The 19755-nt window shown below is 57.6% G+C and carries 24 protein-coding genes and 1 pseudogene; 16 read left to right on the plus strand and 9 right to left on the minus strand.

Features of this window, described 5'->3' with window-relative positions; translation table 11 throughout:
* Window positions 1-721 (plus strand): NAD(P)/FAD-dependent oxidoreductase (locus ABJP42_RS12605; protein ID WP_348340858.1); only part of this gene is annotated, 721 nt, incomplete at its 5' end.
* Here the strand turns inward: ABJP42_RS12605 and ABJP42_RS12610 are convergent.
* The 3 genes from ABJP42_RS12610 to ABJP42_RS12620 all read right to left on the minus strand — a co-directional run bounded on the left by ABJP42_RS12610 (window position 718) and on the right by ABJP42_RS12620 (window position 4044).
* Entirely contained in the window at window positions 718-1497 is a 780-nt protein-coding gene (locus ABJP42_RS12610) for a phosphotransferase (RefSeq protein ID WP_490363221.1), read from the minus strand. The genes ABJP42_RS12605 and ABJP42_RS12610 overlap by 4 nt on opposite strands.
* Window positions 1498-1653: 156 nt before the next feature.
* Window positions 1654-2337, minus strand: coding sequence for a flagellar hook capping FlgD N-terminal domain-containing protein (locus tag ABJP42_RS12615; protein WP_348340861.1), 684 nt, complete (start codon window positions 2335-2337; stop codon window positions 1654-1656).
* Window positions 2338-2340: 3 nt separating this feature from the next.
* On the minus strand, window positions 2341-4044 hold the full coding sequence (locus tag ABJP42_RS12620) for a flagellar hook-length control protein FliK (RefSeq protein ID WP_348340862.1): 1704 nt from the start codon (window positions 4042-4044) through the stop codon (window positions 2341-2343).
* Window positions 4045-4250: 206 nt separating this feature from the next.
* Between ABJP42_RS12620 and ABJP42_RS12625 the strand changes: the two genes are divergently transcribed.
* From ABJP42_RS12625 to ABJP42_RS12650, 6 genes are all read left to right on the plus strand, one after another.
* Entirely contained in the window at window positions 4251-4547 is a 297-nt protein-coding gene (locus tag ABJP42_RS12625; protein WP_348340864.1) for a rod-binding protein, read from the plus strand.
* Window positions 4548-4560: 13 nt separating this feature from the next.
* Window positions 4561-4920, plus strand: coding sequence for a flagellar biosynthesis protein FlgN (locus tag ABJP42_RS12630; protein WP_490363222.1), 360 nt, complete (start codon window positions 4561-4563; stop codon window positions 4918-4920).
* 212 nt (window positions 4921-5132) lie between these two features.
* A complete protein-coding gene (locus ABJP42_RS12635; RefSeq protein ID WP_348340867.1) occupies window positions 5133-5957 on the plus strand; it encodes a flagellin N-terminal helical domain-containing protein in 825 nt (274 codons plus the stop codon).
* A gap of 82 nt (window positions 5958-6039) precedes the next feature.
* The gene (gene flaF, locus ABJP42_RS12640; RefSeq protein ID WP_348340869.1) at window positions 6040-6426 is read left to right on the plus strand and encodes a flagellar biosynthesis regulator FlaF; all 387 of its coding nucleotides are present in this window, start codon (window positions 6040-6042) and stop codon (window positions 6424-6426) included.
* A 2-nt stretch (window positions 6427-6428) separates the two neighbouring features.
* A complete protein-coding gene (flbT, locus tag ABJP42_RS12645) occupies window positions 6429-6833 on the plus strand; it encodes a flagellar biosynthesis repressor FlbT (protein WP_348340871.1) in 405 nt (134 codons plus the stop codon).
* The gene (locus tag ABJP42_RS12650) at window positions 6767-7636 is read left to right on the plus strand and encodes a DUF1217 domain-containing protein (RefSeq protein WP_348340873.1); all 870 of its coding nucleotides are present in this window, start codon (window positions 6767-6769) and stop codon (window positions 7634-7636) included. Before flbT ends, ABJP42_RS12650 begins: the two co-directional genes overlap by 67 nt.
* A 136-nt stretch (window positions 7637-7772) precedes the next feature.
* Here the strand turns inward: ABJP42_RS12650 and ABJP42_RS12655 are convergent, their stop codons facing one another.
* A complete protein-coding gene (locus ABJP42_RS12655) occupies window positions 7773-9101 on the minus strand; it encodes a FliI/YscN family ATPase (protein WP_348340875.1) in 1329 nt (442 codons plus the stop codon).
* 88 nt (window positions 9102-9189) lie between these two features.
* On the opposite strand from ABJP42_RS12655, the gene ABJP42_RS12660 reads away from it, so the two are divergent.
* Genes ABJP42_RS12660 through ABJP42_RS12700 form a run of 9 tightly spaced genes read left to right on the plus strand, consistent with a single transcriptional unit; the run spans window position 9190 to window position 13783 of the window.
* On the plus strand, window positions 9190-9576 hold the full coding sequence (locus ABJP42_RS12660) for a FlgB family protein (RefSeq protein WP_348340899.1): 387 nt from the start codon (window positions 9190-9192) through the stop codon (window positions 9574-9576).
* A gap of 13 nt (window positions 9577-9589) precedes the next feature.
* Window positions 9590-9982 carry a flagellar basal body rod protein FlgC gene (gene flgC, locus ABJP42_RS12665; RefSeq protein ID WP_348340877.1) on the plus strand — a complete coding sequence of 131 codons (393 nt, stop codon included), beginning with the start codon at window positions 9590-9592 and terminating at the stop codon, window positions 9980-9982.
* Window positions 9983-10005: 23 nt separating this feature from the next.
* Entirely contained in the window at window positions 10006-10305 is a 300-nt protein-coding gene (gene fliE / locus ABJP42_RS12670; RefSeq protein ID WP_348340879.1) for a flagellar hook-basal body complex protein FliE, read from the plus strand.
* 7 nt (window positions 10306-10312) lie between these two features.
* Entirely contained in the window at window positions 10313-10585 is a 273-nt protein-coding gene (locus ABJP42_RS12675; protein WP_348340901.1) for a flagellar biosynthetic protein FliQ, read from the plus strand.
* Window positions 10585-11301, plus strand: a complete 717-nt coding sequence (locus ABJP42_RS12680) for a flagellar hook-basal body complex protein (RefSeq protein ID WP_348340881.1) — start codon at window positions 10585-10587, stop codon at window positions 11299-11301. Before ABJP42_RS12675 ends, ABJP42_RS12680 begins: the two co-directional genes overlap by 1 nt.
* Window positions 11302-11311: 10 nt before the next feature.
* On the plus strand, window positions 11312-12097 hold the full coding sequence (flgG, locus tag ABJP42_RS12685) for a flagellar basal-body rod protein FlgG (RefSeq protein ID WP_348340883.1): 786 nt from the start codon (window positions 11312-11314) through the stop codon (window positions 12095-12097).
* Window positions 12097-12513: a flagellar basal body P-ring formation chaperone FlgA gene (gene flgA, locus ABJP42_RS12690; protein WP_348340885.1), complete on the plus strand. Its 417-nt coding sequence runs from the start codon at window positions 12097-12099 to the stop codon at window positions 12511-12513. Before flgG ends, flgA begins: the two co-directional genes overlap by 1 nt.
* Window positions 12513-13253, plus strand: coding sequence for a flagellar basal body L-ring protein FlgH (gene flgH / locus ABJP42_RS12695; RefSeq protein ID WP_348340887.1), 741 nt, complete (start codon window positions 12513-12515; stop codon window positions 13251-13253). Before flgA ends, flgH begins: the two co-directional genes overlap by 1 nt.
* Before the next feature lie 8 nt (window positions 13254-13261).
* Window positions 13262-13783 carry a flagellar basal body-associated FliL family protein gene (locus tag ABJP42_RS12700; protein WP_348340889.1) on the plus strand — a complete coding sequence of 174 codons (522 nt, stop codon included), beginning with the start codon at window positions 13262-13264 and terminating at the stop codon, window positions 13781-13783.
* 384 nt (window positions 13784-14167) lie between these two features.
* Here ABJP42_RS12700 and ABJP42_RS12705 read toward each other — a convergent pair whose 3' ends face one another.
* From ABJP42_RS12705 to ABJP42_RS12725, 5 genes and pseudogenes are all read right to left on the minus strand, one after another.
* Complete coding sequence (locus ABJP42_RS12705) at window positions 14168-14572, minus strand: hypothetical protein (RefSeq protein ID WP_348340891.1); 405 nt, start codon at window positions 14570-14572, stop codon at window positions 14168-14170.
* Window positions 14572-15654, minus strand: coding sequence for an EscU/YscU/HrcU family type III secretion system export apparatus switch protein (locus tag ABJP42_RS12710; RefSeq protein ID WP_348340893.1), 1083 nt, complete (start codon window positions 15652-15654; stop codon window positions 14572-14574). The genes ABJP42_RS12705 and ABJP42_RS12710 overlap by 1 nt, the downstream gene beginning before the upstream one ends.
* Window positions 15651-16430 (minus strand): flagellar biosynthetic protein FliR, encoded by a 780-nt coding sequence (locus tag ABJP42_RS12715; RefSeq protein ID WP_348340895.1) that lies wholly within the window; start codon window positions 16428-16430, stop codon window positions 15651-15653. The genes ABJP42_RS12710 and ABJP42_RS12715 overlap by 4 nt, the downstream gene beginning before the upstream one ends.
* Window positions 16427-18460, minus strand: a complete 2034-nt coding sequence (gene flhA, locus ABJP42_RS12720) for a flagellar biosynthesis protein FlhA (RefSeq protein ID WP_490363223.1) — start codon at window positions 18458-18460, stop codon at window positions 16427-16429. Before flhA ends, ABJP42_RS12715 begins: the two co-directional genes overlap by 4 nt.
* A 488-nt stretch (window positions 18461-18948) precedes the next feature.
* Window positions 18949-19755 (minus strand): annotated as a pseudogene (locus ABJP42_RS12725) (hypothetical protein); the annotation flags it as partial.

Below are 19755 nucleotides of genomic sequence, written 5' to 3' on the forward strand. Positions count from 1 at the left end.
CCTGGCGCGCGCGGCGGAAAAGGCAGGAGCCAAGCTGTTCCAACACAGCCCAGCGCTGAAAATCGCCAAGGCTGGCGGCCAGCAGATTGTCACCACCCCCAAGGGCAAGATCCGTAGCGCTTCCGTGGTAATTGCCACCAATGGCTACTCCTCGGATGATCTGCCGGACTGGCTGGCGGCGCGCTACATGCCGACGCAGTCTACCGCCATGGTCACCCGCCCCATGGACGAGGATGAGCTGCAGGCGCAGGGCTGGTTCAGTGATCAGATCGCCTATGACAGCCGCAATATGCTGCATTATTTCCGCCTGATGCCAGATCGGCGGTTTCTCTTTGGCATGCGCGGCGGCCTGATGTCCTCACCGCGGGTGGAGGCAGGTATTCGACGTAAGCTACGGCGCGATTTTGAACAGCTCTTCCCGGCCTGGAAGTTCGTTGAGACAACCCATTGCTGGTCTGGCATGGTCTGCCTGTCGCGCAATCTGGTGCCCTTTGTAGGCGCCATCCCCGATCATCAGGGCCTGTTTGCGGGGCTGTGTTACCACGGCAATGGCGTCGCCATGGGAAGCTATGCAGGTCGGCTTTTGGCGGATCTGGTGCAGGGCAAACAGCCCGATCTGCCCTATTCCCCAGTGATGCAGGGGATGAAGCGCTTTCCCTTTGGCCGCGCCCGCAGACTGGTGATGCCCCCGGCCTATGCGCTGCTGAGCCTGATGGATTAACCCCTGGCTGCCTCCATTGCCGCCAGTTCCAGTTCCAGCGCCTCCGAATCGCGCGGATCACCGCGCCCGCTTCGCCAAAGACAATAGGCCGACATACGCCAATGAAACCAAGGCTTTAACGCAAGATACCGTCCGACCACGCGAGGGTCGGGGTAGGCGGTCAGAAACTCTTCTTCCTCCTGCGGTGACAGCACCGCACCGCGATAAAGAAACTGCATGGCTGGCGACAGGAACAGGGCCAGATCCTCGCTGGGATCGCCGAGCTGCGGGCATTGCCAATCAATCAGGGTCAGGGTGCCATCATGGGCCAACAGGTTTCCCGGCACCGGATCCCCATGGATCAAAGCGCATTGCGCCAGGGGTGGCACCTGGCCAAAAGGGCGTAGACTTTTGATCTGCTCAACGCGCCCAGCCCTGGTGCTGCACCCCTGCAGAATCGCCAGAGTCTGCGCCTCCAGCGCGGCGCTGCCATTGACACCTTCGGCGAGCTCGGGAAACCCTGGTTGATCGTGCAACCGCCCCAAAAGCTGCGCCACATGGCCAGTATCCTGTTGCCAGGGAGAGCCGAAGATATGACCGTAGATCAGCCAGTTATGCCCCTCAAACGCACCTGAAACCTGTAGATTCGGCACCATTCCGGTCCCTGCAAGGGCGGTCAGCGCCGCCACTTCGCGATTGGGATCATTGGCAAACAGCGGATTGGAGCGCTGCGAAAGATAAAGCTTGAGCACCAGATCGCCGCAGCGCCACACCCGGTTTGACCGCCCGCCCTGCAACGGCAATGGCGCAGAGACATCCAGTCCCTGCGCCTGCAGCGATCGAAAAAACCGCTGATCAAAATTTGTGTCCAGGCCTTGCAGGGCATCACACTCCGGGCTGCGCTTTCAAACCAGTGGAAAGCTACACCTCTAGAGCCGGCGACGCCCCTGGGATCAAGCCCCTACCTGGCTGGGATCACGCAGCGCGGTCACGCTGGTGGCCAGAATCGCCGCGCCGGTCTCGTTGATCAGCACCACGTCATTGCCCTGCATCCGGGTTTCACGCACAGAGGTATAGACTTCGGCAATTTCAGACAGAACGACCTCGCCCTTCACCTTGCTCTCAACCACAAAGCTATAGGCACCAGCGGGCACGGTATCGCCGCCAAAATTGGTGCCATCCCAGTTATAGGGTTCAGCGCTGACTGGCAGGGTAATGCGGTTGACCTCATCTCCATCGGAGTTTTTGACCACCAGGGTCACATCATCGGCAGCGGCTGCCGGATTCGGCGCCACATTGATTGGATTGGTGCCGTCAAACTGGGCTGCGGTGGCAGACCGGACTTCCATACCAACCCAGCCAGTCAGGGCCGCCATATTGCCCAGACCCAGCTGATCCAGCGCCGAACCGAGGTTGTCATTGGTGAGAACCTGCTGTTCAACCATGGAGAATTCCGCCAACTGCGAGGCGTATTCGGTATTGTCCATCGGCTCGGTCGGATCCTGATACTTTGCCTGCGCCGTCAGCAGTTTGATAAAGGTATCAAAGTCAGAGGTCAGCTTGGTGCCGCTGGCGGCGCCGGAGCTGGTTGTATTGGTGCTCGCTGCCGCGGTGGCAGAAGATACTTCGGTTGTCATCGGTTAAACCCTCATGTCCACGCCGGCATTTCCAAGCCGGAGGTGTTTTGCCTGTGTTTCTGCAACCGTGGCCGCAGCAAGTTCATCTGTCTCTTCGGAAGAGGCTCTTCCGGAGCCGGGTTGATCGCTTCCCTGTTCATTGGCAAAGCCGCTGGAGGCGCCGCCGCCATTGAACTCAAAGGAGACGTTTTCAAAACCCATCTTGCGGAACTCATCCGCAAGTTCGTTGATATGGCGGCGCATCAGATCACCGGTTTCGGCCCGCTCAGTCTGAATAATCACGGTGATTCCCGCCTCGCTGGTCGATACCCGCATCTTCACCCGGCCAAGCTCTTCCGGGTTCAGGGCGACATCAACATTGCGATCACCCTTGGTGACAATGGCCTGGGCCAATTGCGCCGCAACCATGCGCGGCGTTTCCGGGCGATGAACCGTACCGGGTTGCACCACGGCTTCGGCCAGCAGCTGCGACAGCCCTGGCTGCACTGCCGTCGAAGGCGATTCGCTGCCCATCAGCTGCGACTCACCACCTTGCCCACCGGTTTTGGCAGCATCTGCGCCCAAGGCCTGAGCCGCAAAGGCCTGTTGCACCGCAGTGGCCTGCGCTGCATTTGCTTTTGAAATCGCTGCGGCTGAGGTCGGACTGGCATTGCCAGTGACAACGGCCTGAGCCTCGCGCGCTTCACTGGCGCGGCCCTGTGCCCTGCGGCCTGGTTCAGTCGGGGCCGAGGCGCGGTTTTGACCAGCGGCCAAGGCGGCAGCCTCGGTTGTGATGCCGGCTTTGGCTCCGCCATCCCGCAGGCCATCACGGGGCAACGTTTCTGCCGTTCTGTCTGCGTCCGAATCGCCCTTGGGCGCGATGTTGTTCAGGGCAGTCGCCTCCAGCTTGGCGTTGGCCGCTGTCTCAGGTGTAGCGGCGGCGCGTTGCACAGTCTGCGACTGAGACTGGACCCCGTCCTGCGGCCTCTGAGGGGTCGCCCTGGCCTCCTTGGCCAGCTCCGCCTTGGCGGCCTCCTCCGCTGCCAGCATCTTTTCCTTGGCAGTCCGGTCGCCCTCTGCGGCCTGGGCCGTTAGAATTGCCTGGGCAGGTGTTTTAGCACCTTGCTCTGCCGAACCAGTGGTCGGGGCCTTGGCGGTTTCCACCTCTGCCTCATCAGCGACAGGCGTGTCAGCGCTCATGACTTGATCACTGCCTTTTGCAACCTGACCCGCCACGAGGGAGCGCTCTGTTGCAGCACCGGAACCGGCTTTTGATGCACTTGCAGTGGCATCACCTACCTTTGCGTCGGTCCGCTTTACGTCCCCAGTCTGCGGTGCTGCCACGGCAAGGCTGTCGACCTCTGCGGCCGGCTCTGCCTCTGCGGTGTCATCCTGTTCCTGCGTGTCGGGATCCTGCAACTCAGCCGTGTCCTGCGGCTGCAGATCGGCCTCAAAATCGGGCTCTGCCAGATCCGCCTCCGCAGTGATTTCTACCTCACCCTGGCGCATATCAGCGGATGCTTCGGGTTTGGTGCGGAGCTTGGTATCTGAATCATCGTCCCGATCAGCCTGTTTGGAGCCGTCGGCCTTGTCTCGGGGCTTGTCTCGCTGTTCAGCGGCCTTTTCGGACTGCTGAGCGCGTTTGTTTTCGGAAACTGAATTTGCCTCGTCGCGCCGTGCGCGATCATCCATATGATCAGAAAAGCTACGGTTGGCTTGCTGCCGCATCGGGCTTTCTGATGCCTTGAGGCTAGATGGGTCTGCAGTGCTGGGGCGCACCTGACCAAAGAGTACATTCGTAAGCATAGGATTCCAGACGTTCTATCTCGATGCCTTCACCCTTAGCGTGAACCGGTTACGGTAATTTTAACCGCTCTTGGGGCATTCTCAGAAAAATCGAATAAATCTGAATTAAAACCCAAAAGAGGTGCAGAATGCCCCATCTGACAACACCCGCGGTGGCGACCCCACCGCCACAACCGCTTCAGAACAGAGCATCGGATGAAGCGATTCGCGATGCTGCTAAACAGCTAGAAGCTTCTTTTTTAACGGAAATGTTGAAATCTGCGGGGCTCGGAAAGAGCCGCGAGGGCCTAGGCGGTGGCGGCGAAGGGGAAGACCAGTTCAGCAGTTTTCTTGTCCGCGCACAGGCCGAACAAATTACCGAAGCCGGCGGCATTGGCCTCGCCGAATCGCTTTATCACGCAATGAAGGATTCTTCTAATGACTAACCTAGATTCAAAAATGACCGAGTTAGATCCACAAAAACTGATCGATGAGCTTGACGATATTCTTGACCAGGAACGCAGCGCGCTGGTGCGTGGCGAACTGGAACAGATCGAGGTTTTGCTCGCGCGCAAGGAATCGGTGATTGCACAGCTCAATACCATCGACACCCTGGAGCGCGAGGCTCTGAGCCAGGTACAGACAAAAGTGTCGCGCAATCAGGAACTGCTCAACAGCGCCATGGACGGTATCCGCAGCGTTGCTACCCGTATGGCTGAACTGCGCCGGGTCAAAAAAGGCCTGGATGTTTATGACAGCGCCGGGCGCAAAGCACGCTATGGCACCACCACGGGTCAACGTTTGGAGAAGCGCAGCTAAGTCGCCCTGAGGTTTAGTAAAATTCTACGGAATGTGGTTTTGGACATTAGCACTCCCTTAGCATCTTTCGCGGCAATGTCTCCTTGCATCTCATCACTGAGGTGGCGCGGAAGCCTCCAGGCTGAACGCACTGTCAGAAAGACGCCAAAGCGCCCTTCGGGGCAGGGAAAACTCCGAGACCAAAGTGTCTCAATCGCTAAAGGAATAACACTATGACCAGCATTCTGACAAACAATGGCGCAATGGTTGCTCTGCAGACATTGTCCTCCATCAACAACAACCTGACTGAAACCCAGAACCAGATTTCGACCGGTAAAGAAGTTGGTTCGGCCAAAGACAACTCGGCCATCTGGGCGATCTCCAAGGTTATGGAATCGGACGTTGCTGGCTTTGAAGCCGTGTCCGACTCGCTGTCGCTGGGTGAATCGACTGTTGCTGTTGCAACCGCCGGTGCCGAGCAGATCACTGAGCTGCTGACTCAGATGAAAGAAAAGGTTGTTGCCGCGACTGGTGAAAACGTTGACCACGCCAAACTCGAAGCTGATGTTAACGAGCTGAAAGCCCAGATCACTTCCGTGATCGGCGCTTCTCAGTTCAACGGCGCCAACCTGCTGAACACCGCTGGTGGCGACATCACTGTTCTGGCTTCGCTGGACCGTGATGCATCTGGTGCAGTGACTGCTTCTAACATCACCGTATCTTCGGTTGATTTTGAAGCAAGCCTGGTCCTGACCACCGTTGACATGAGCGATGCGACAACTGCTGAAGCCTCGATCGACGACATCGAAACTCTGATCCAGACCGCTGTCGACGGCGCTGCCGCTCTGGGTGCGTCTGCTTCGCGGATCGAAAAGCAGAACGATTTTGTTTCCAAAGTGACCACCGCCATGAAGAGCGGCATTGGTTCCCTGGTGGATACCAACATGGAAGAAGCATCTGCGCGACTGAAAGCTCTGCAAACACAGCAGCAGCTTGGTGTTCAGGCGCTTTCCATTGCCAACTCGGCTCCGGAAACACTGCAGCAGCTGTTCCGTTAAAAGACCTAACCCAGGGCGTAGATCCTACGCCCTGGGTCCCTCTTCTCAGAGAATCTGAAGAAATAATACGTTAGGAAAACACGTGAACGCACTTCTGAAAGCGAAGAGTGCCTACTCGGCGGCAAAGGCCCCGACCAAAACGACCAAAGACCACGAATATGATATCGTCGCCCGCTCGACACATAATCTTCTTGCTGCCCACAAGGCTGCAGCTGCGAAGAAAGGCCCTGAAGGGTTTACTGTTCTGGCTGAGGCGCTCCACAAAAATCGGAAGATGTGGAATATTTTCGAAGTTGATCTTGCTGCAAAAGAAAACGAACTGCCGCAGGACGTCAAAGACAACTTGTTTTACCTGGCCGAATTCACGCGCCAACACACCAGCAAGGTCCTTTCGCGCAAAGCGAATGTGAGACCTCTGATTGAAGTCAACATGGCCGTCCTGAGCGGCCTTCGCAGCGGAGCAACTTAATTATGAGCGGACTTGTTCTCAAACTTGCCCCCAAGGAGCGGGTTTTGGTAAATGGTGCTGTCATTGAAAACGGTGATCGACGCAGCCGTCTGTCCATCGTTACACCAGATGCCAACATCCTCCGACTGCGGGACGCGATCCACCCTGAAGAAGCAACTACGCCGGTACGCCGCGTGTGCTACGCCGCCCAGCTGGTTCTGACCGGCGACAGCGACCCCGAAGAGGATCGCCTGCCCATGCTGCGTCGCATCGAAGAGCTGAGCCAGGTGTTTGTCGATGTCGACAGCCGTTCCGCCCTTGCCGAGGCCACCGAAGCGCTGCTGGAAGACAATCACTACCGTTGTCTGAAATCGCTGCGCACCCTGTTGCCCCGCGAAGAGCGCCTGATGGCGATCCGTCCGTCATGAGCTTTGAACCTACCATCCTGTCGACAGGTTTGACCGGCTGGACCTTCTTGCAGTCCACCTATGATCGCCAGTTTGAGCACTTCAACAAGGATCCGATCCTGGAGCGCGACAACGAGTACTTCATGGAAAACATCAGCAAGGTCAAAACCGCAGAGGATTTGGTTTCTGACTATCGCTTGTTGGAAGTGGCTCTGAATGCCTTTGGTCTCGGCGATGAGATTGATTCAAAGGCGATGATTCAGAAAGTGCTCGAGGATGGTAGCAAAGCGGATGATGCCCTGGCCAATAAGCTGGGCGACGACCGCTGGATTGACTTCGCCGATGCCTTTGGGTTTGGGCCTGGCTTGGTTCCTGTGACGGGCCTGACCTACAAGATGCAGGAGATCGCCGACAAAAATGTTGTTCAGTCGTTTGAAGACGCAGTTGGCGCGCAGGATGTTTCCTTGCAAATCGCCATGTATGCCGAACGGGAGCTGGTTGACTTGGTGACCTTTGATGACGAAGGCGAAAAACTGTCTGTCACTGGACAATGGCTCAACATCATTGGTCAACCGCAGCTTCAGTCAATGATGCAGACCGCACTTGGACTACCAAGTGATTTGGCTGTTCTAGATATTGACCAGCAAACGGGTATCTTACGAGAGGCTGCAGAAAAGCAATTTGGCTCTGAAGATCTGACAATATTTTCTGACCCAGAGCAGATGACAAAACTGGTCAACACCTATCTGGCACGAACCGAGCTGCAAGCCTATGAAGGATCCAACTCCTCTGCCTCTTTGGCGCTAACACTTCTTTCACTGTAAGTTAGACTCCTCAGCAAACAAATTACAAAAGGCGCTTCCAGATAGTCTGGAAAGCGCCCTTTTTTGTCTTCTGGTGGATCAATTGCCGTCATGACAAGAGGACCAAAGCCCTCTTGTCTGCGCTTCTGACTAGGGGCTAGCGTCCCTTGGTTGCCCGACGCAACATCAGCTGCAAGCGGCTAAAGCTGTTGGCAACGCCCTGTGGATCGTCTTTGCCAAAAAAAGCATCCAGCTCAGGCCAGAGCTTGACCGCCTGGTCCAGCACCGCATCATTGCCTTCGGAGTACAGGCCGGCGCGGATCATCACTTCGGATTGCTCATAAGAGCCCAGGAACTTGCGCACCTCCAAAATGACTGCGTTTTCTTCTTCCGTGGCCGCCGCAGGCAGGCTTCGTGAGACCGAGCGCGAGACATCAACCGCCGGGAACCGACCCCGTTCGGCAATTTCCCGGTTGAGCACGATATGCCCGTCCAGAACGCCGCGCAGAATATCCGCAATTGGCTCATCCATATCAGACCCGGCAACCAGAACGCTGAACACTGCGGTGATATCGCCCTGGCCCTCTGACCCTGGTCCAGCCCGCTCACAAAGCCCGGTGATCAATGGGGTCACCGAAGGGGGGAAGCCCCGCAGCGCTGGCGCCTCGCCCGAAGCGGCTGAGATTTCACGATGGGCCTCGGCAAAACGCGTTACCGAGTCAGCCATGAACAGCACGTTTTTGCCCTGGTCGCGAAAATGTTCCGCAATGGTCATCGCCGCCCAGGCGCTGCGGCGCCGCACCAGCGCCGATTGATCCGAGGTCGCCGCAACCACAACCGCCCGCTTCATGCCTTCGGGCCCCAAAACATCTTCGACAAAGTGATTTACTTCGCGGCCACGCTCCCCAATCAGCGCCATGACCACCACATCTGCCTCCATAAACTGCGCCATTTTTGCGAGCAGGGTCGATTTACCAACACCAGAACCCGCAAAAAGACCAATTCGCTGGCCCTGAACGATGGGGAGAATCGTATTGAAGACCGACAAACCGGTATCGAGTCGCGCGCCCATATGACGTCTGCCGGCCGCTTTTGGCGGCGGCGCCATCAGGTCACGCGCCTTTTCTCCGCGCAGCATTGGCTTGCCATCCAGCGGCTCGCCAAAGGGATCGATCACCCGGCCAATCCAGTTGTCGCCGGGGGCAAAATCCGGCGCAGGATGCAGGCTGACACGATCGCCCATCGCCACACGATCTGGTGCACGATCAGGTAACATACTGATTTTATTGTTGTCGATCTTGAGAACTTCGCCGTGAAGCTCATCGCCAGGACCACGCACAAGCACCAGGCGATCACCGATTCGCGCCTCACGTTCCAGGCCGGAAATTTCTATTTCCCCTCCCGTGATACCGCTGACGCGGCCCATAGAGGTTGCCAGTTTCTTACTGGCGATTTGTTCAGTCAAAGCTTTCAGCTCTGCGATCATGGCCTGAGGCCTCCATCTAGTTCCTGAAACAATTTCTAAAGGAATCAGGGTTAAGCCTTGATTGAAATTGATCGAGGGAGAAGCCCCGGTGTTCACCGAACTGAATGTTTTTAAAATCGCATACTCCATGGCCACCCATGCTGGGAAGCGCCAGGCGCTGGTGTCAGAAAACATCGCCAATGCGGATACCCCTGGCTATCACGCCAAGGACATCAAACCTTTTAAAGAGGTCTATGCCGCCGGGCCGCGCCCGGGCGACATGGTGGCCTCTCGCGGCTCGCATCTGAATGGCATCAATGGCTCCAATATGGATTGGGCCGTGACCAGATCCGATGTCGGAGCTGACCCCAATGACAATTCAGTTTCGATTGAAACCGAGATTCTCAACGGGGTTGAGGTCAAGCGCCAGCATGACCGCGCCCTCGCCATCTACAAATCATCCATGAATATCCTGCGATCCAGCCTGGGTCGCTAGAGGGAGATGACCAATGAGTGAATTTGCAAATTCCCTAAGCGTAACCGCCAGTGGCCTGAAAGCTCAGGCCACCCGACTGCGTCACGTGTCCGAGAATATCTCAAACGCCGATACCCCTGGCTATCGTCGCAAGAGCGTGCCGTTTGAAGCAACGCGCGATCTGGAAAACGATGTCGAGCGGGTCAAGACCGGTCGCGTGACCCTGGACCGCAGTGATCTGGAAAGCATCTATGATCCGTCGCACCCTTTGGCGGATGAAAGCGGCCACTACGATGGCTCCAATGTCGATCTGATGATCGAGATTGCCGATGCCCGCGAAGCCCAGCGCAGCTACGACGCCAACCTGAAAATGTTCGAACAAACCCGTGGGATGTCATCTTCGCTGATGGACCTGCTGAGACGTTAACCTAACCTTCGAGGAGATCCAGAATGGATATTCGCTCTATCACTGCCGCCGCGGGTGGCTATGCCGCCGCCCGCCCTGCCACAAAGGTGGACCCCGAGTTCGCCGGCACCAGCGCAACCGAACAGCTGAGATCCAGCTTTTCCAACTTTGCCCATACCATGCAGGTCGGTGAGCAAACTGCCGTACAGTCGATGACTGGCAATGGCGATCCCCATGCTCTGGTCCAGGCCCTGGCGCAGACCGAACTGGCCGTTGAGACCGCCGTGACCGTGCGCAACAAGGTTGTCGAAGCCTACCAAGAAATCCTGCGGATGCCGGTCTAAGCCCATGATGATGAGTGAAGGCCAATTCTATGACACGCTGCGGCAGGCGCTGTGGGCTGGGGTAACCATGTCGGCCCCCATTCTGACGGTGGCTCTGGTTGTCGGCCTTTCTGTTGGCCTTTTTCAGGCCCTGACATCGGTGCAGGAAATGACCCTGACCTTTGTACCCAAACTCGCGGCCATTGTTGTCGTTTTTTGGATGTCGATGGGCTTCATGACCCAAACGCTGGTGGCCTTTTTTAACGGCCATATCATTCCTTTGATTGCAGGAGTTTCCTGATGGAGACCGCAGGCTACGCAACCCTCTCCCGCCAGTCCGGCCTGATGCGCGAAATGCGTGTCGTGGCGAATAACATCGCCAACTCTGCCACCACCGGCTACCGCTCGGAAGGGCTGATTTTTTCCGAATTCGTTCAAACCGCGCCAGGGCAACAATCGCTGTCGATGTCGCGGGCCAATATTTTCAATACCTCTATGGAACAGGGTCAGCTGACCCAGACCGGCGGCACCTTTGATTTTGCCATCGAAGGGGATGGCTATTTCATGATCGAAACCCCGCAGGGCGAACGCCTGACCCGTTCCGGCGCCTTTTCTCCCAATGCTGAGGGTGATCTGGTGACCATGGATGGGCACCGGGTTCTGGATGCCGGTCGGGCGCCGGTCTTTATCCCGGGCACTGCCGAAACGATCCATATCGGCGCCGATGGCACCATCACCGCCGACGGCAATACCGTTGGCCAGATCGGGCTATTCCAGGCCGCCGAGGGGACAACCCTGATGCGCGAGGATGGCGTGATGTTCCGCGCCGAAGGGGAAATCGAAGACGCTGAAACCGCCAAGATGGTGCAGGGTTTTCTAGAAGGGTCCAACGTCAATGCAATCACCCAGGTGACCCGTATGATCGAAATCCAGCGCGCCTATGAAATGGGCCAGAGCTTTCTGGAAACAGAAGACGAGCGCATCCGCAACGCCATTAAAAATCTGATCAAGTCGTAGGAGAATCCCGATGCGTGCTTTGAAAATCGCCGCAACTGGTATGAGCGCACAGCAGCTGCGTGTTGAAACCATTGCGAACAACCTCGCCAACATGAACACCACTGCCTATAATCCGCGCCGGGCTGAATTTGCCGATCTGCACTATCAGCAGGTCACCCGCGCCGGCACTGTGAATGCCTCGGATGGGACCGTCCTGCCCACAGGCGTTCAGGTGGGTCTGGGTGTACGGGCCGCCGCCATTTCAGTGCATCTGCAACAGGGTGCCCCAGAGCAGACCGGCAACGATCTGGATGTTGCGATCGAAGGCAAGGGCTATCTGGAAATCACCCTGCCATCTGGTGATTCCGGTTATACCCGTGACGGGGCGCTCAAACGCTCGGCTGAGGGTCTGATCGTCACTTCTGACGGCTATACCGTCGCCCCGGATGTGACCATTCCCGATGATGCCACCAGCATTTCGATCAATGCCGAGGGTGAGGTCTACGCCTATTTCCAGGACTCCGCCGAAGGCCAGCTCCTAGGGCAGTTTGGTCTTGTTGGCTTTACCAACCCCAAGGGGCTGGAAGCCATTGGCAGCAATCTCTTCACCGAGACCGAAGCCTCGGGTCCGCCAACTGTCTCCACCGCTGGCGAAGACGGTCTGGGGTCTTTCCGCCAAGGCTACCTCGAAGGCAGCTCTGTTGATTCGGTGCGCGAAGTCACCGAGCTGATCGAAGCCCAGCGGGGCTATGAGATGAACTCCAAAGTCATCTCGGCCGTCGACCAAATGATGTCAGCAACGACACAGATCCGATAATGAAACATATTCTCGCCCTTCTAATTGCTCTGACCGCTCTGCCCGCCTGGGCCGATGTGCTGGTGCCGGTGCGCACCATCCGCGCCAAAGAGGTCATCCAGGCCACCGATCTGACCTTCAAGCCGGTCAATGTGGCAGGTGCTCTGTCGGATGCAAACGAGGTGGTGGGAATGGAAGCTCTGGTGCCGCTCTATCCCGGACGCCCCCTGCGTCCCGGCGATATCGGTCCAGCCGCCATCGTCGATCGGAACGACCTGGTCACCCTCACCTTCCGCCGCAATGGGCTCACCATTATGGCCGAAGGACGCGCCCTGGGGCGCGGATCCGAAGGGGAATGGATCAAAGTAATGAACCTGGCGTCGCGCAGCACCGTGACCGGGCGTGTGAACGCAGATGGGTCAATAGAGGTAAGATAATGAACAAGAAATCGATTGCCACCAAATTTGCGATTGCCGGTCTGGTCCTGCTGGGCGCCTGTGGGCGTATGGATCATCTGGGCAAGCCGCCGACCATGTCGCCCACAGCGGAAACCCCTGAACATGTCGCCATGCTGTGGCAGGGGTTGCCGACAGAAATCCAGAACCAGCGGGCTGTTGACGGCTCCTCTTTGTGGAGCGGGTCGCAGAACTCGCTGCTGGGGGATCGCCGGGCGGTCAACAGAGGGGATATTCTAACCGTCGTCATCGAAATCGACGAAGAAGCCGAAATCTCCAACGGCACCAGCCGGTCGCGCTCCAGCGCCGAAAGCATGGGTGTCCCCCATCTGTTTGGCCTGCCACAACGGCTTGACGAAAAACTCCCCGAGGGCGCTTCGGCGGCGACGGCCGTGGATCTCACAGGTTCCAGCACCTCCAAGGGCAATGGCTCGGTCAAGCGCAGCGAGAAGCTGGAACTGCGCGTCGCCGCAACCGTGGTGGATGTTCTGCCCAATGGCGTGCTTGCCATCAGTGGCAACCAGGAAGTGCGGGTGAACTTTGAACTGCGCGAACTTCTGGTTTCGGGCTATGTGCGGCCCCAGGACATCAGCCGCCAGAACGAGATCACATACGACAAGATCGCCACAGCGCGGATCTCCTACGGCGGACGTGGCCAAATCACCGACGTGCAACAACCGCGATACGGCCAGCAGGTGCTGGACGTGATCCTACCATTCTGAGGTGACCCATGATCGCTAAATTGCTTCCTGTCATTTTGCTCATCGTTGGAACCGGAGTTGGAATTGGGGCTGGCATCATGCTGGCCCCCGCCCCGGAACCCGAGGTCGCCCATAGTACCGGCGACAATATGGGTGACGATATTGACCACGCCGAAGAGGAACCCATGGAAGAGGTCGAGCTCGATGAAGATGGGCTGCCGACCACCAACCGTGAATACGTCAAGATCGACAACCAGTTTGTTATTCCGGTTGTCGAGCGTGACAATCTCTCGTCGCTGGTGGTGATTGCCCTCAGCCTCGAGGTCAAACCCGGTGTTGGTGAGCGCATTCACATCCTCGAACCCAAACTGCGTGATGCCTTCCTGCAGGTGCTGTTTGACCATGCCAATATGGGTGGTTTTCGCGGTGCGTTTACCCGCTCAGACGTGCTGAACCCGCTGCGCACAGCTCTGCGTGAAGCGGCACAAAAGGAGCTTGGCAGTGGCGTCTATGACGTGCTGATTGTCGAGATCTCACGCCAGGATGTTTAACCCCGAAACCTAACTCGGGATCCATTCCCCCTCTGCGTGTCCCCCACCCCGCGCGCAGAACCACCAGGACGCCAGGATCTGAGGTTTCAGGTCCTGGCGTTTTGCCTTTGCCCACTGGTTGGTGGATGACGCAATACTTCTGAGGGCGAGCCCAAGCGGCGTCCAAGGGAGCTGTGATACCCGAGGCTGTTGCCGGTCAGGAACGGGGTTTCTACAATTCGGCGATGTTTCAGCACTGGTATTCCGCAGGTCCCCGGGTCCAGGCCGCCCCTGGGCCTGACACGACATGGGATGACAAACACCAACAGGCAGGCACAAAAAAGGGGATGGTTGCCCATCCCCGGTCCCTTCCTTTTCTGCCCTTTTCTGCCGTGGCCAGCCAGATCAGAGCTGCAAGAGTTGCTCTTCCAAGGATTTGGCCCGCGCCACTTTCAGACGCAGCTTCTCGGCCTTGGCCATATCACCCACTGCCGTTTTGCGACCAAAGGTCATGCGCAGCCGGTCCATCGCCATCAGCTTGCGCGCGGTGATCTGGGCCAGCTGCATATTGAGATTTTTGCGGGCATTGGTGTGCCAGCCCTCCCACAACAGATCCGCGCCCAGCGCCTTCATAGGAATATCGCCATCGGCCTCCTGACGGGCGGCCAGGATCTGTTCATCAAGCTTGCTCAATTGGCCCCGCAGGCGGGCTTCGTGGTCCAGGATCGGTTTGATCTTGGCGTGTTCGCGCAGATACTGCGCCTCAGTCACGGCCGCCATCTGATTCAGCATTGCCATCTTCTGTTTCATCAGATGCCTCCTTTGGCGCGCTGGCGCATCTCTTCGGCAAAGCGGATCGCTGCTGCCACAGGTGCGTAGTATTCTTCTTCGACCTCATCGCCGATGCCGACCGTCGCATAAAGCGCCCGCGCTGTTGGCGGGTCACTGTGGATGGGAACCGCGTTTTCATTTGCGATCCGGCGGATGGTGGCGGCGACCTCATCCACCCCCTTGGCCACGCAGATCGGAGCCGTGCCGGCACTGCCGCCCCATTGCAAGGCCACCGCATAGTGAGTCGGGTTAACGATCACAACGTTGGCTTCGGGCACATCGGCCATCATTTGGGTCATAGCAATCTCATAGGCCCGCTGGCGGCGTTTGCCTTTCATATGCGGATCGCCTTCGGAAGCCTTGGTTTCATCCTCGATTTCCTTGCGCGACATCATGTTTTTCCGTCTGTGCTCATCATGTTGAAAAATCATATCCACCACACCAATCACCAAAGAAATCAGCAGGGCAATCACCAGGAATTCCATCCCCAGTTCGGCCAACATTTTGATCACCGAAAACGGGCCCGTCGCCGCCGAAGCCACCATCTCGGGCAGGCGTGAGTTCAGATAGACACCCAAGCAGATGGAATAGAGCAACAGTTTGATTGAGTTTTTGCCAAACTCAAACAGCCCGGCGCGACCGAACTTGTTTTTAGCGTTGGAGATAATCGAAAGTCGCGACAGTTTTGGTTCCAGCTTGGTCGGGGCAAAGACCATCGCGCGTTGCCCGACAATCGACAAAAGAACCAGGGTAAAGGGAATGATGAAGAACGGCAGCAGTGGCCAGATAATGGCAGCAAGAAGCCCACCAACAGGCGGGGAGGCATTGCCCGAAAACAGCAGTTTTGCCAGCCTGTCTGGCTGGTCAATAATGGACATTAAGACCGTGCCAACCCCAGTCACCACCCCATAACCTGCCGCATAAAAGGAAACAACCAGCCCCATATAGGCCGCAGCGACAGAGAGGTCAGTCGACTTGGCAACCTCTCCTTTTTCCCGCGCCTTTTGCAGTTTTGTTGCCGTTGGCTCATATGACTTGTCTGAGGCGTCGTCACCGCTCATTGCAGCCCGCCTCCGGGATCAGCAAAAAAGGTCATCATTTCCCGCATCCAGACATCCAGGATCATTGGGCTGGCCACCATCAGGATGAACAGGCCACCCAGGGTAATCACCGGCGCCCCGATAAAGATCACCATGAGCTGAGGCATCGCCCGGTTGATGACCCCCAGAGCCAAGTTGTAGATCAATGCGGTGATCAGGAAAGGAGCGGCCAGGGTAAAGCCCATGTAGAAGGTCTGGGCGATACGATAGACGCCCCATTCCGAAAATCCGGCAGCCGCAGGGTATTCGCCCAGAGGAAAGATCTGATAGGAATAGATCAACAGCTCCGCCACTCGGACGTGCAACCCCATCATCACCGCCAAGGCCAGGCCGGACACCAGCAAAACGCCGCCAATGGCGGGCAACGCATCAGCCCCGATATTGCCCAGAACCTGCGACAAGGAGGTGCTTTGGGCGGCAATGGTCCCGGCGATCTGCAACCCCATCACAAACAGCCGTACCCCCATGCCCAGGGCCAGGCCGATCACGGCCTCACTTGCGGCCAGACTGGCAAAATGCAGCGGCGTTTCCGGCTCCGTAAACAGCGGCATGGCAGGCGCCACCACAAAGGTGAAGGCAACGGCAATGCCCAGCTTTACCTGCATCGGCACATATTGTTCGCCAAAGGCAGGCAGGACCGAGGTCATGGCGCCAACCCGCAGGAAGATGATGGCGAAATGCCAAAAACTGGCCCCAAGCAGCGCCCGCAGCTCTGGAGGGAAGTCCAGCAGGCTCATGCGGCAACCATTCCCACCAGTGAGGGACGCGCTTCGAGGCCGATTTCTTCAAACGACAGCACCGGGTTGGTAATGCCGCGCGACTTCAGAATGGTGCGCAGATAGCGGCGACGGCGGGTCGAGGTCACCACAGCGGCAAAGACACCCTGTTCCGTCACCGTCGTCAGACGTTCACTCAGCCCCTCGGCCAGACGGTTGAACATATCCGGTGGCAGAGCCACCTCCAGATTGCCGCCGTTTGCATCCACCTGATAGGTCGAGAAAGTATCTTCCCATTCCGGTGCCAGCTGGATCAGAGGAATAGTGCCGTCCTCGCGTTTCATTTCGGCCACCAACTGGAAGCCAAGACGCTGACGCACCTGCTCACAAATCGCCTCGGGCTGGGTGGTGTGAATGCGGGCTTCAGCAATGGCCTCCAGGATCAGCGGCACATTGCGGATTGAGACCCGCTCTTCCAGCAACAGACGCAGAACCGAATGCAGCGTATCCATCGGTACCTTGTCAGGGACCAAATCCTCCAACAGTTTGCGGTTGGCTTCGGCCCGGAAAGGATCCGACAGTTCTGTCATTTCATTGAGCAGACGGCGCAGGGATTTGAAGGTCAGCAAACGGGCAAAATTCTGTTTGATCACCTCCAGCAAATGGGTCGCCAGGATTTCTGGCGGGGTCACAACGGTGGCCCCGGCGACAGCTGCATCCTGTTGTTGCGATGCATTGATCCAGCGCGCAGGAGCGCCGTAAACCGGCTCGGTCACATCGGTGCCGGGTGGCAGGGCGTCGTGATTGTCCGGCATCAGGGCCAGCACCATATCGGGATGCAGGGTGCCACGCACCTGTTCCACACCCTGGACCTTGACCACATAGGTTCCACGCTCCAGATCCGCCTGATCGGTGAGCCGGATTTCCGGCAGGATCAGACCAAAGCTGGTGGCGATATGCGTACGCATATTGGCAATCCGCGCATCCAGGCCGGTGCCGGCATCCAGCACCATGCTCACCAGATCCGGCGCAAACTCCAGATGCAGATCATCAAGATCAAGTATATCGCCCAGCGCCTTGGTTGGCGTTGGATTGGCGGTCTCTTCCATCTCTTCTTCGATCTCGGCTTCTTCTTCTGCCTTGACCTTCATGTGCACGCGATAGGCCGCATAAGCCAGTACGGCGCCACCTGCCAGAAAGGGCAGAAAGGGAAGGCCAGGCACCAGCGCAAACAGCACCATCAGAACCGCAACAGTGGACAGGGCTGCCGGATGTTTGCCAAATTGATCAACCAAGGCAATATCGGTGGAACCAGTGGCGCCGCCACGGGCCAAAAGCAAGGCCGCAGCAATCGAGATGATGACCGATGGGATCTGCGAGACCAGCCCGTCACCGACGGTCAGGATTGCATAGGTTTCAAAGGCCGCCGAGACCGGCATGCCATGTACAATAACCCCCATCACCAGGCCCATGACCAGGTTCAGCAGGGTAATCAGCAGACCCGCAACCGCATCACCTTTGACAAATTTGGAGGCACCATCCAGCGAACCAAAGAAGGTAGTTTCCTTCTGGTCGGTCTCGCGGCGCTCTTTGGCCGTTGCATGGTCAATCGCCCCTGCCGACATATCGGCGTCGATGGCCATCTGTTTGCCGGGCATCCCGTCCAGGGCAAAACGCGCGCCAACTTCGGCCATCCGCGCTGCACCCTTGTTGATCACCATAAAGTTCACGATGAGTAGAACACCAAAGGTCACCAGACCAAGGAAAACACTGCCCCCCATCACAAACTGGGCAAAACCCTGGATCACATTCCCGGCCGCATCCGTGCCAGTATGCCCCTGGCCAATGATCAGCTTGGTAGAGGAAATATTCAGCGACAGGCGCAGCATCAGCGAGGCCAGCAGCACCGTCGGGAAGGAGGAGAAATCCAAGGGGCGTTCAATAAACAGAGTGATGGTGAAGATCAGGATCGCCAAGCCAAAAGAGGCGGCAAGACCCACGTCCAGCACCCAGGCTGGCATAGGCAAAATCATCATCACGATGATCGCCATCAAGGCCAGCGCCAGAAGGACCGTTGGGCTAAAGAGCTGTTGAACTGAAAGTTTAGGCACGGGCATTCTCTTGTTCTGGAGCCATCATCAGGCTGCTGATTTCAAAACGGCATTTGAACAGGGTCAAAAGCCCCCTCAAAAATGCGGGGGGACCAAAACACATCGTTAAATCTAAAATGGGAGTTCTTGTCCGTAAAACAGGCGCGAACCGCCCGAGGTCAAAACCTCTGCGGATCGCTCGCGCATAGGGGGCCGCAACAGTGCGCCAGGGCGTCTGTGATGGCCCCAAAACCAAGGAATCCAGCCTGGGCTGGTCTGTCATTCTGATAGTTGTCGGCATTCTGCCTGTCCAATCGCGGATTCATCTAAAATCCAAGGTAGTTTCAGACAGTTGACAAAGTGTTAGCAGGAGCACGAAAGGCCGCCCCAATGGGGCGGCCTTTTGCAAATGTATCTGTGATTTGAAACCAGAGCCCCAGCGGGTGAAGTTACTCTTCCGCCTCGTCTTCTGTGGTCTCAACCCGGTTCAACAGATCTACGATATTGTCACGGGTGCCAATGCTGCTCTCGACCAGGGCCCGGGCATGGGCCAGCGGCGACAGACCCTCCGGATCCTTGCTGGTCTCAGAGATCTGGTTGGTCACCGTGGCAACCTGACCAAAAGGCGCATCCTCCGCCGGGGTCATGGTCTCCATCGCTTCCGTATCCTCAGAATGCCAGAACCCGCGGGCGGCAGCATTCACATCCTCTTCCTCCAGCATGTATTCGCCAGAGCGGGCATATTCACCATTGCGCCACAGGGCTTCGGCCCGCATCCGGTTGGCATCAGAGCCATCCAGGCCCATCAGTTCGACCAGAGCATTATGCGGCTTGCCCAGCGCCAGCGCCGTTTCGGCCATCATCAGGCGGCGGTCCTTGTTTTCAGGTTCCAGTGCCAGCTTTTGCAGCAGAGACTGCGCCTGCTCGGCAAAACCCAGATCCAGCAACCGCCGCGCCATGATCTCTGCCACGGGGGCGGCCTCGGCGGCGGTGGATTGACCGGCAAAGACCAGACCATATTGCAGGAAGGTCACATCATCGGCGCGTTCCGTCATCAAGGTCATCAAAGGCGCAATTGCTTCAACTCGGGCGGCTGGCCCGTCTTTCCGGGTGAGCTGCTGCAGCTCATCAAAGGCCTGTGGGAACTGTCCGGTCAAAGCCAGCGAGACAATACCAGCGCGACGCAGGGTGGCGCCCAGCTCGTAGTCGCGGTTTTCCAGCTCATAGGAGGCAACCAGTTCTGGCACGTCTGGCGA

This window comes from Pseudophaeobacter sp., from assembly GCF_039971195.1.
GTDB lineage: Bacteria > Pseudomonadota > Alphaproteobacteria > Rhodobacterales > Rhodobacteraceae > Pseudophaeobacter.

Coding starts and splice junctions, on each gene's coding strand:
- ABJP42_RS12615 (WP_348340861.1), bottom strand. CDS start 2,337: ATGACAACCGAAGTATCTTCTGCCACCGCGGCAGCGAGCACCAATACA.
- ABJP42_RS12620 (WP_348340862.1), bottom strand. CDS start 4,044: ATGCGGCAGCAAGCCAACCGTAGCTTTTCTGATCATATGGATGATCGC.
- ABJP42_RS12625 (WP_348340864.1), top strand. CDS start 4,251: ATGCCCCATCTGACAACACCCGCGGTGGCGACCCCACCGCCACAACCG.
- ABJP42_RS12630 (WP_490363222.1), top strand. CDS start 4,561: ATGACCGAGTTAGATCCACAAAAACTGATCGATGAGCTTGACGATATT.
- ABJP42_RS12635 (WP_348340867.1), top strand. CDS start 5,133: ATGACCAGCATTCTGACAAACAATGGCGCAATGGTTGCTCTGCAGACA.
- flbT (WP_348340871.1), top strand. CDS start 6,429: ATGAGCGGACTTGTTCTCAAACTTGCCCCCAAGGAGCGGGTTTTGGTA.
- ABJP42_RS12655 (WP_348340875.1), bottom strand. CDS start 9,101: ATGATCGCAGAGCTGAAAGCTTTGACTGAACAAATCGCCAGTAAGAAA.
- flgC (WP_348340877.1), top strand. CDS start 9,590: ATGAGTGAATTTGCAAATTCCCTAAGCGTAACCGCCAGTGGCCTGAAA.
- fliE (WP_348340879.1), top strand. CDS start 10,006: ATGGATATTCGCTCTATCACTGCCGCCGCGGGTGGCTATGCCGCCGCC.
- ABJP42_RS12675 (WP_348340901.1), top strand. CDS start 10,313: ATGATGAGTGAAGGCCAATTCTATGACACGCTGCGGCAGGCGCTGTGG.
- ABJP42_RS12680 (WP_348340881.1), top strand. CDS start 10,585: ATGGAGACCGCAGGCTACGCAACCCTCTCCCGCCAGTCCGGCCTGATG.
- flgG (WP_348340883.1), top strand. CDS start 11,312: ATGCGTGCTTTGAAAATCGCCGCAACTGGTATGAGCGCACAGCAGCTG.
- flgA (WP_348340885.1), top strand. CDS start 12,097: ATGAAACATATTCTCGCCCTTCTAATTGCTCTGACCGCTCTGCCCGCC.
- flgH (WP_348340887.1), top strand. CDS start 12,513: ATGAACAAGAAATCGATTGCCACCAAATTTGCGATTGCCGGTCTGGTC.
- ABJP42_RS12700 (WP_348340889.1), top strand. CDS start 13,262: ATGATCGCTAAATTGCTTCCTGTCATTTTGCTCATCGTTGGAACCGGA.
- ABJP42_RS12705 (WP_348340891.1), bottom strand. CDS start 14,572: ATGAAACAGAAGATGGCAATGCTGAATCAGATGGCGGCCGTGACTGAG.
- ABJP42_RS12710 (WP_348340893.1), bottom strand. CDS start 15,654: ATGAGCGGTGACGACGCCTCAGACAAGTCATATGAGCCAACGGCAACA.
- ABJP42_RS12715 (WP_348340895.1), bottom strand. CDS start 16,430: ATGAGCCTGCTGGACTTCCCTCCAGAGCTGCGGGCGCTGCTTGGGGCC.
- flhA (WP_490363223.1), bottom strand. CDS start 18,460: ATGGCGATCATCGTGATGATGATTTTGCCTATGCCAGCCTGGGTGCTG.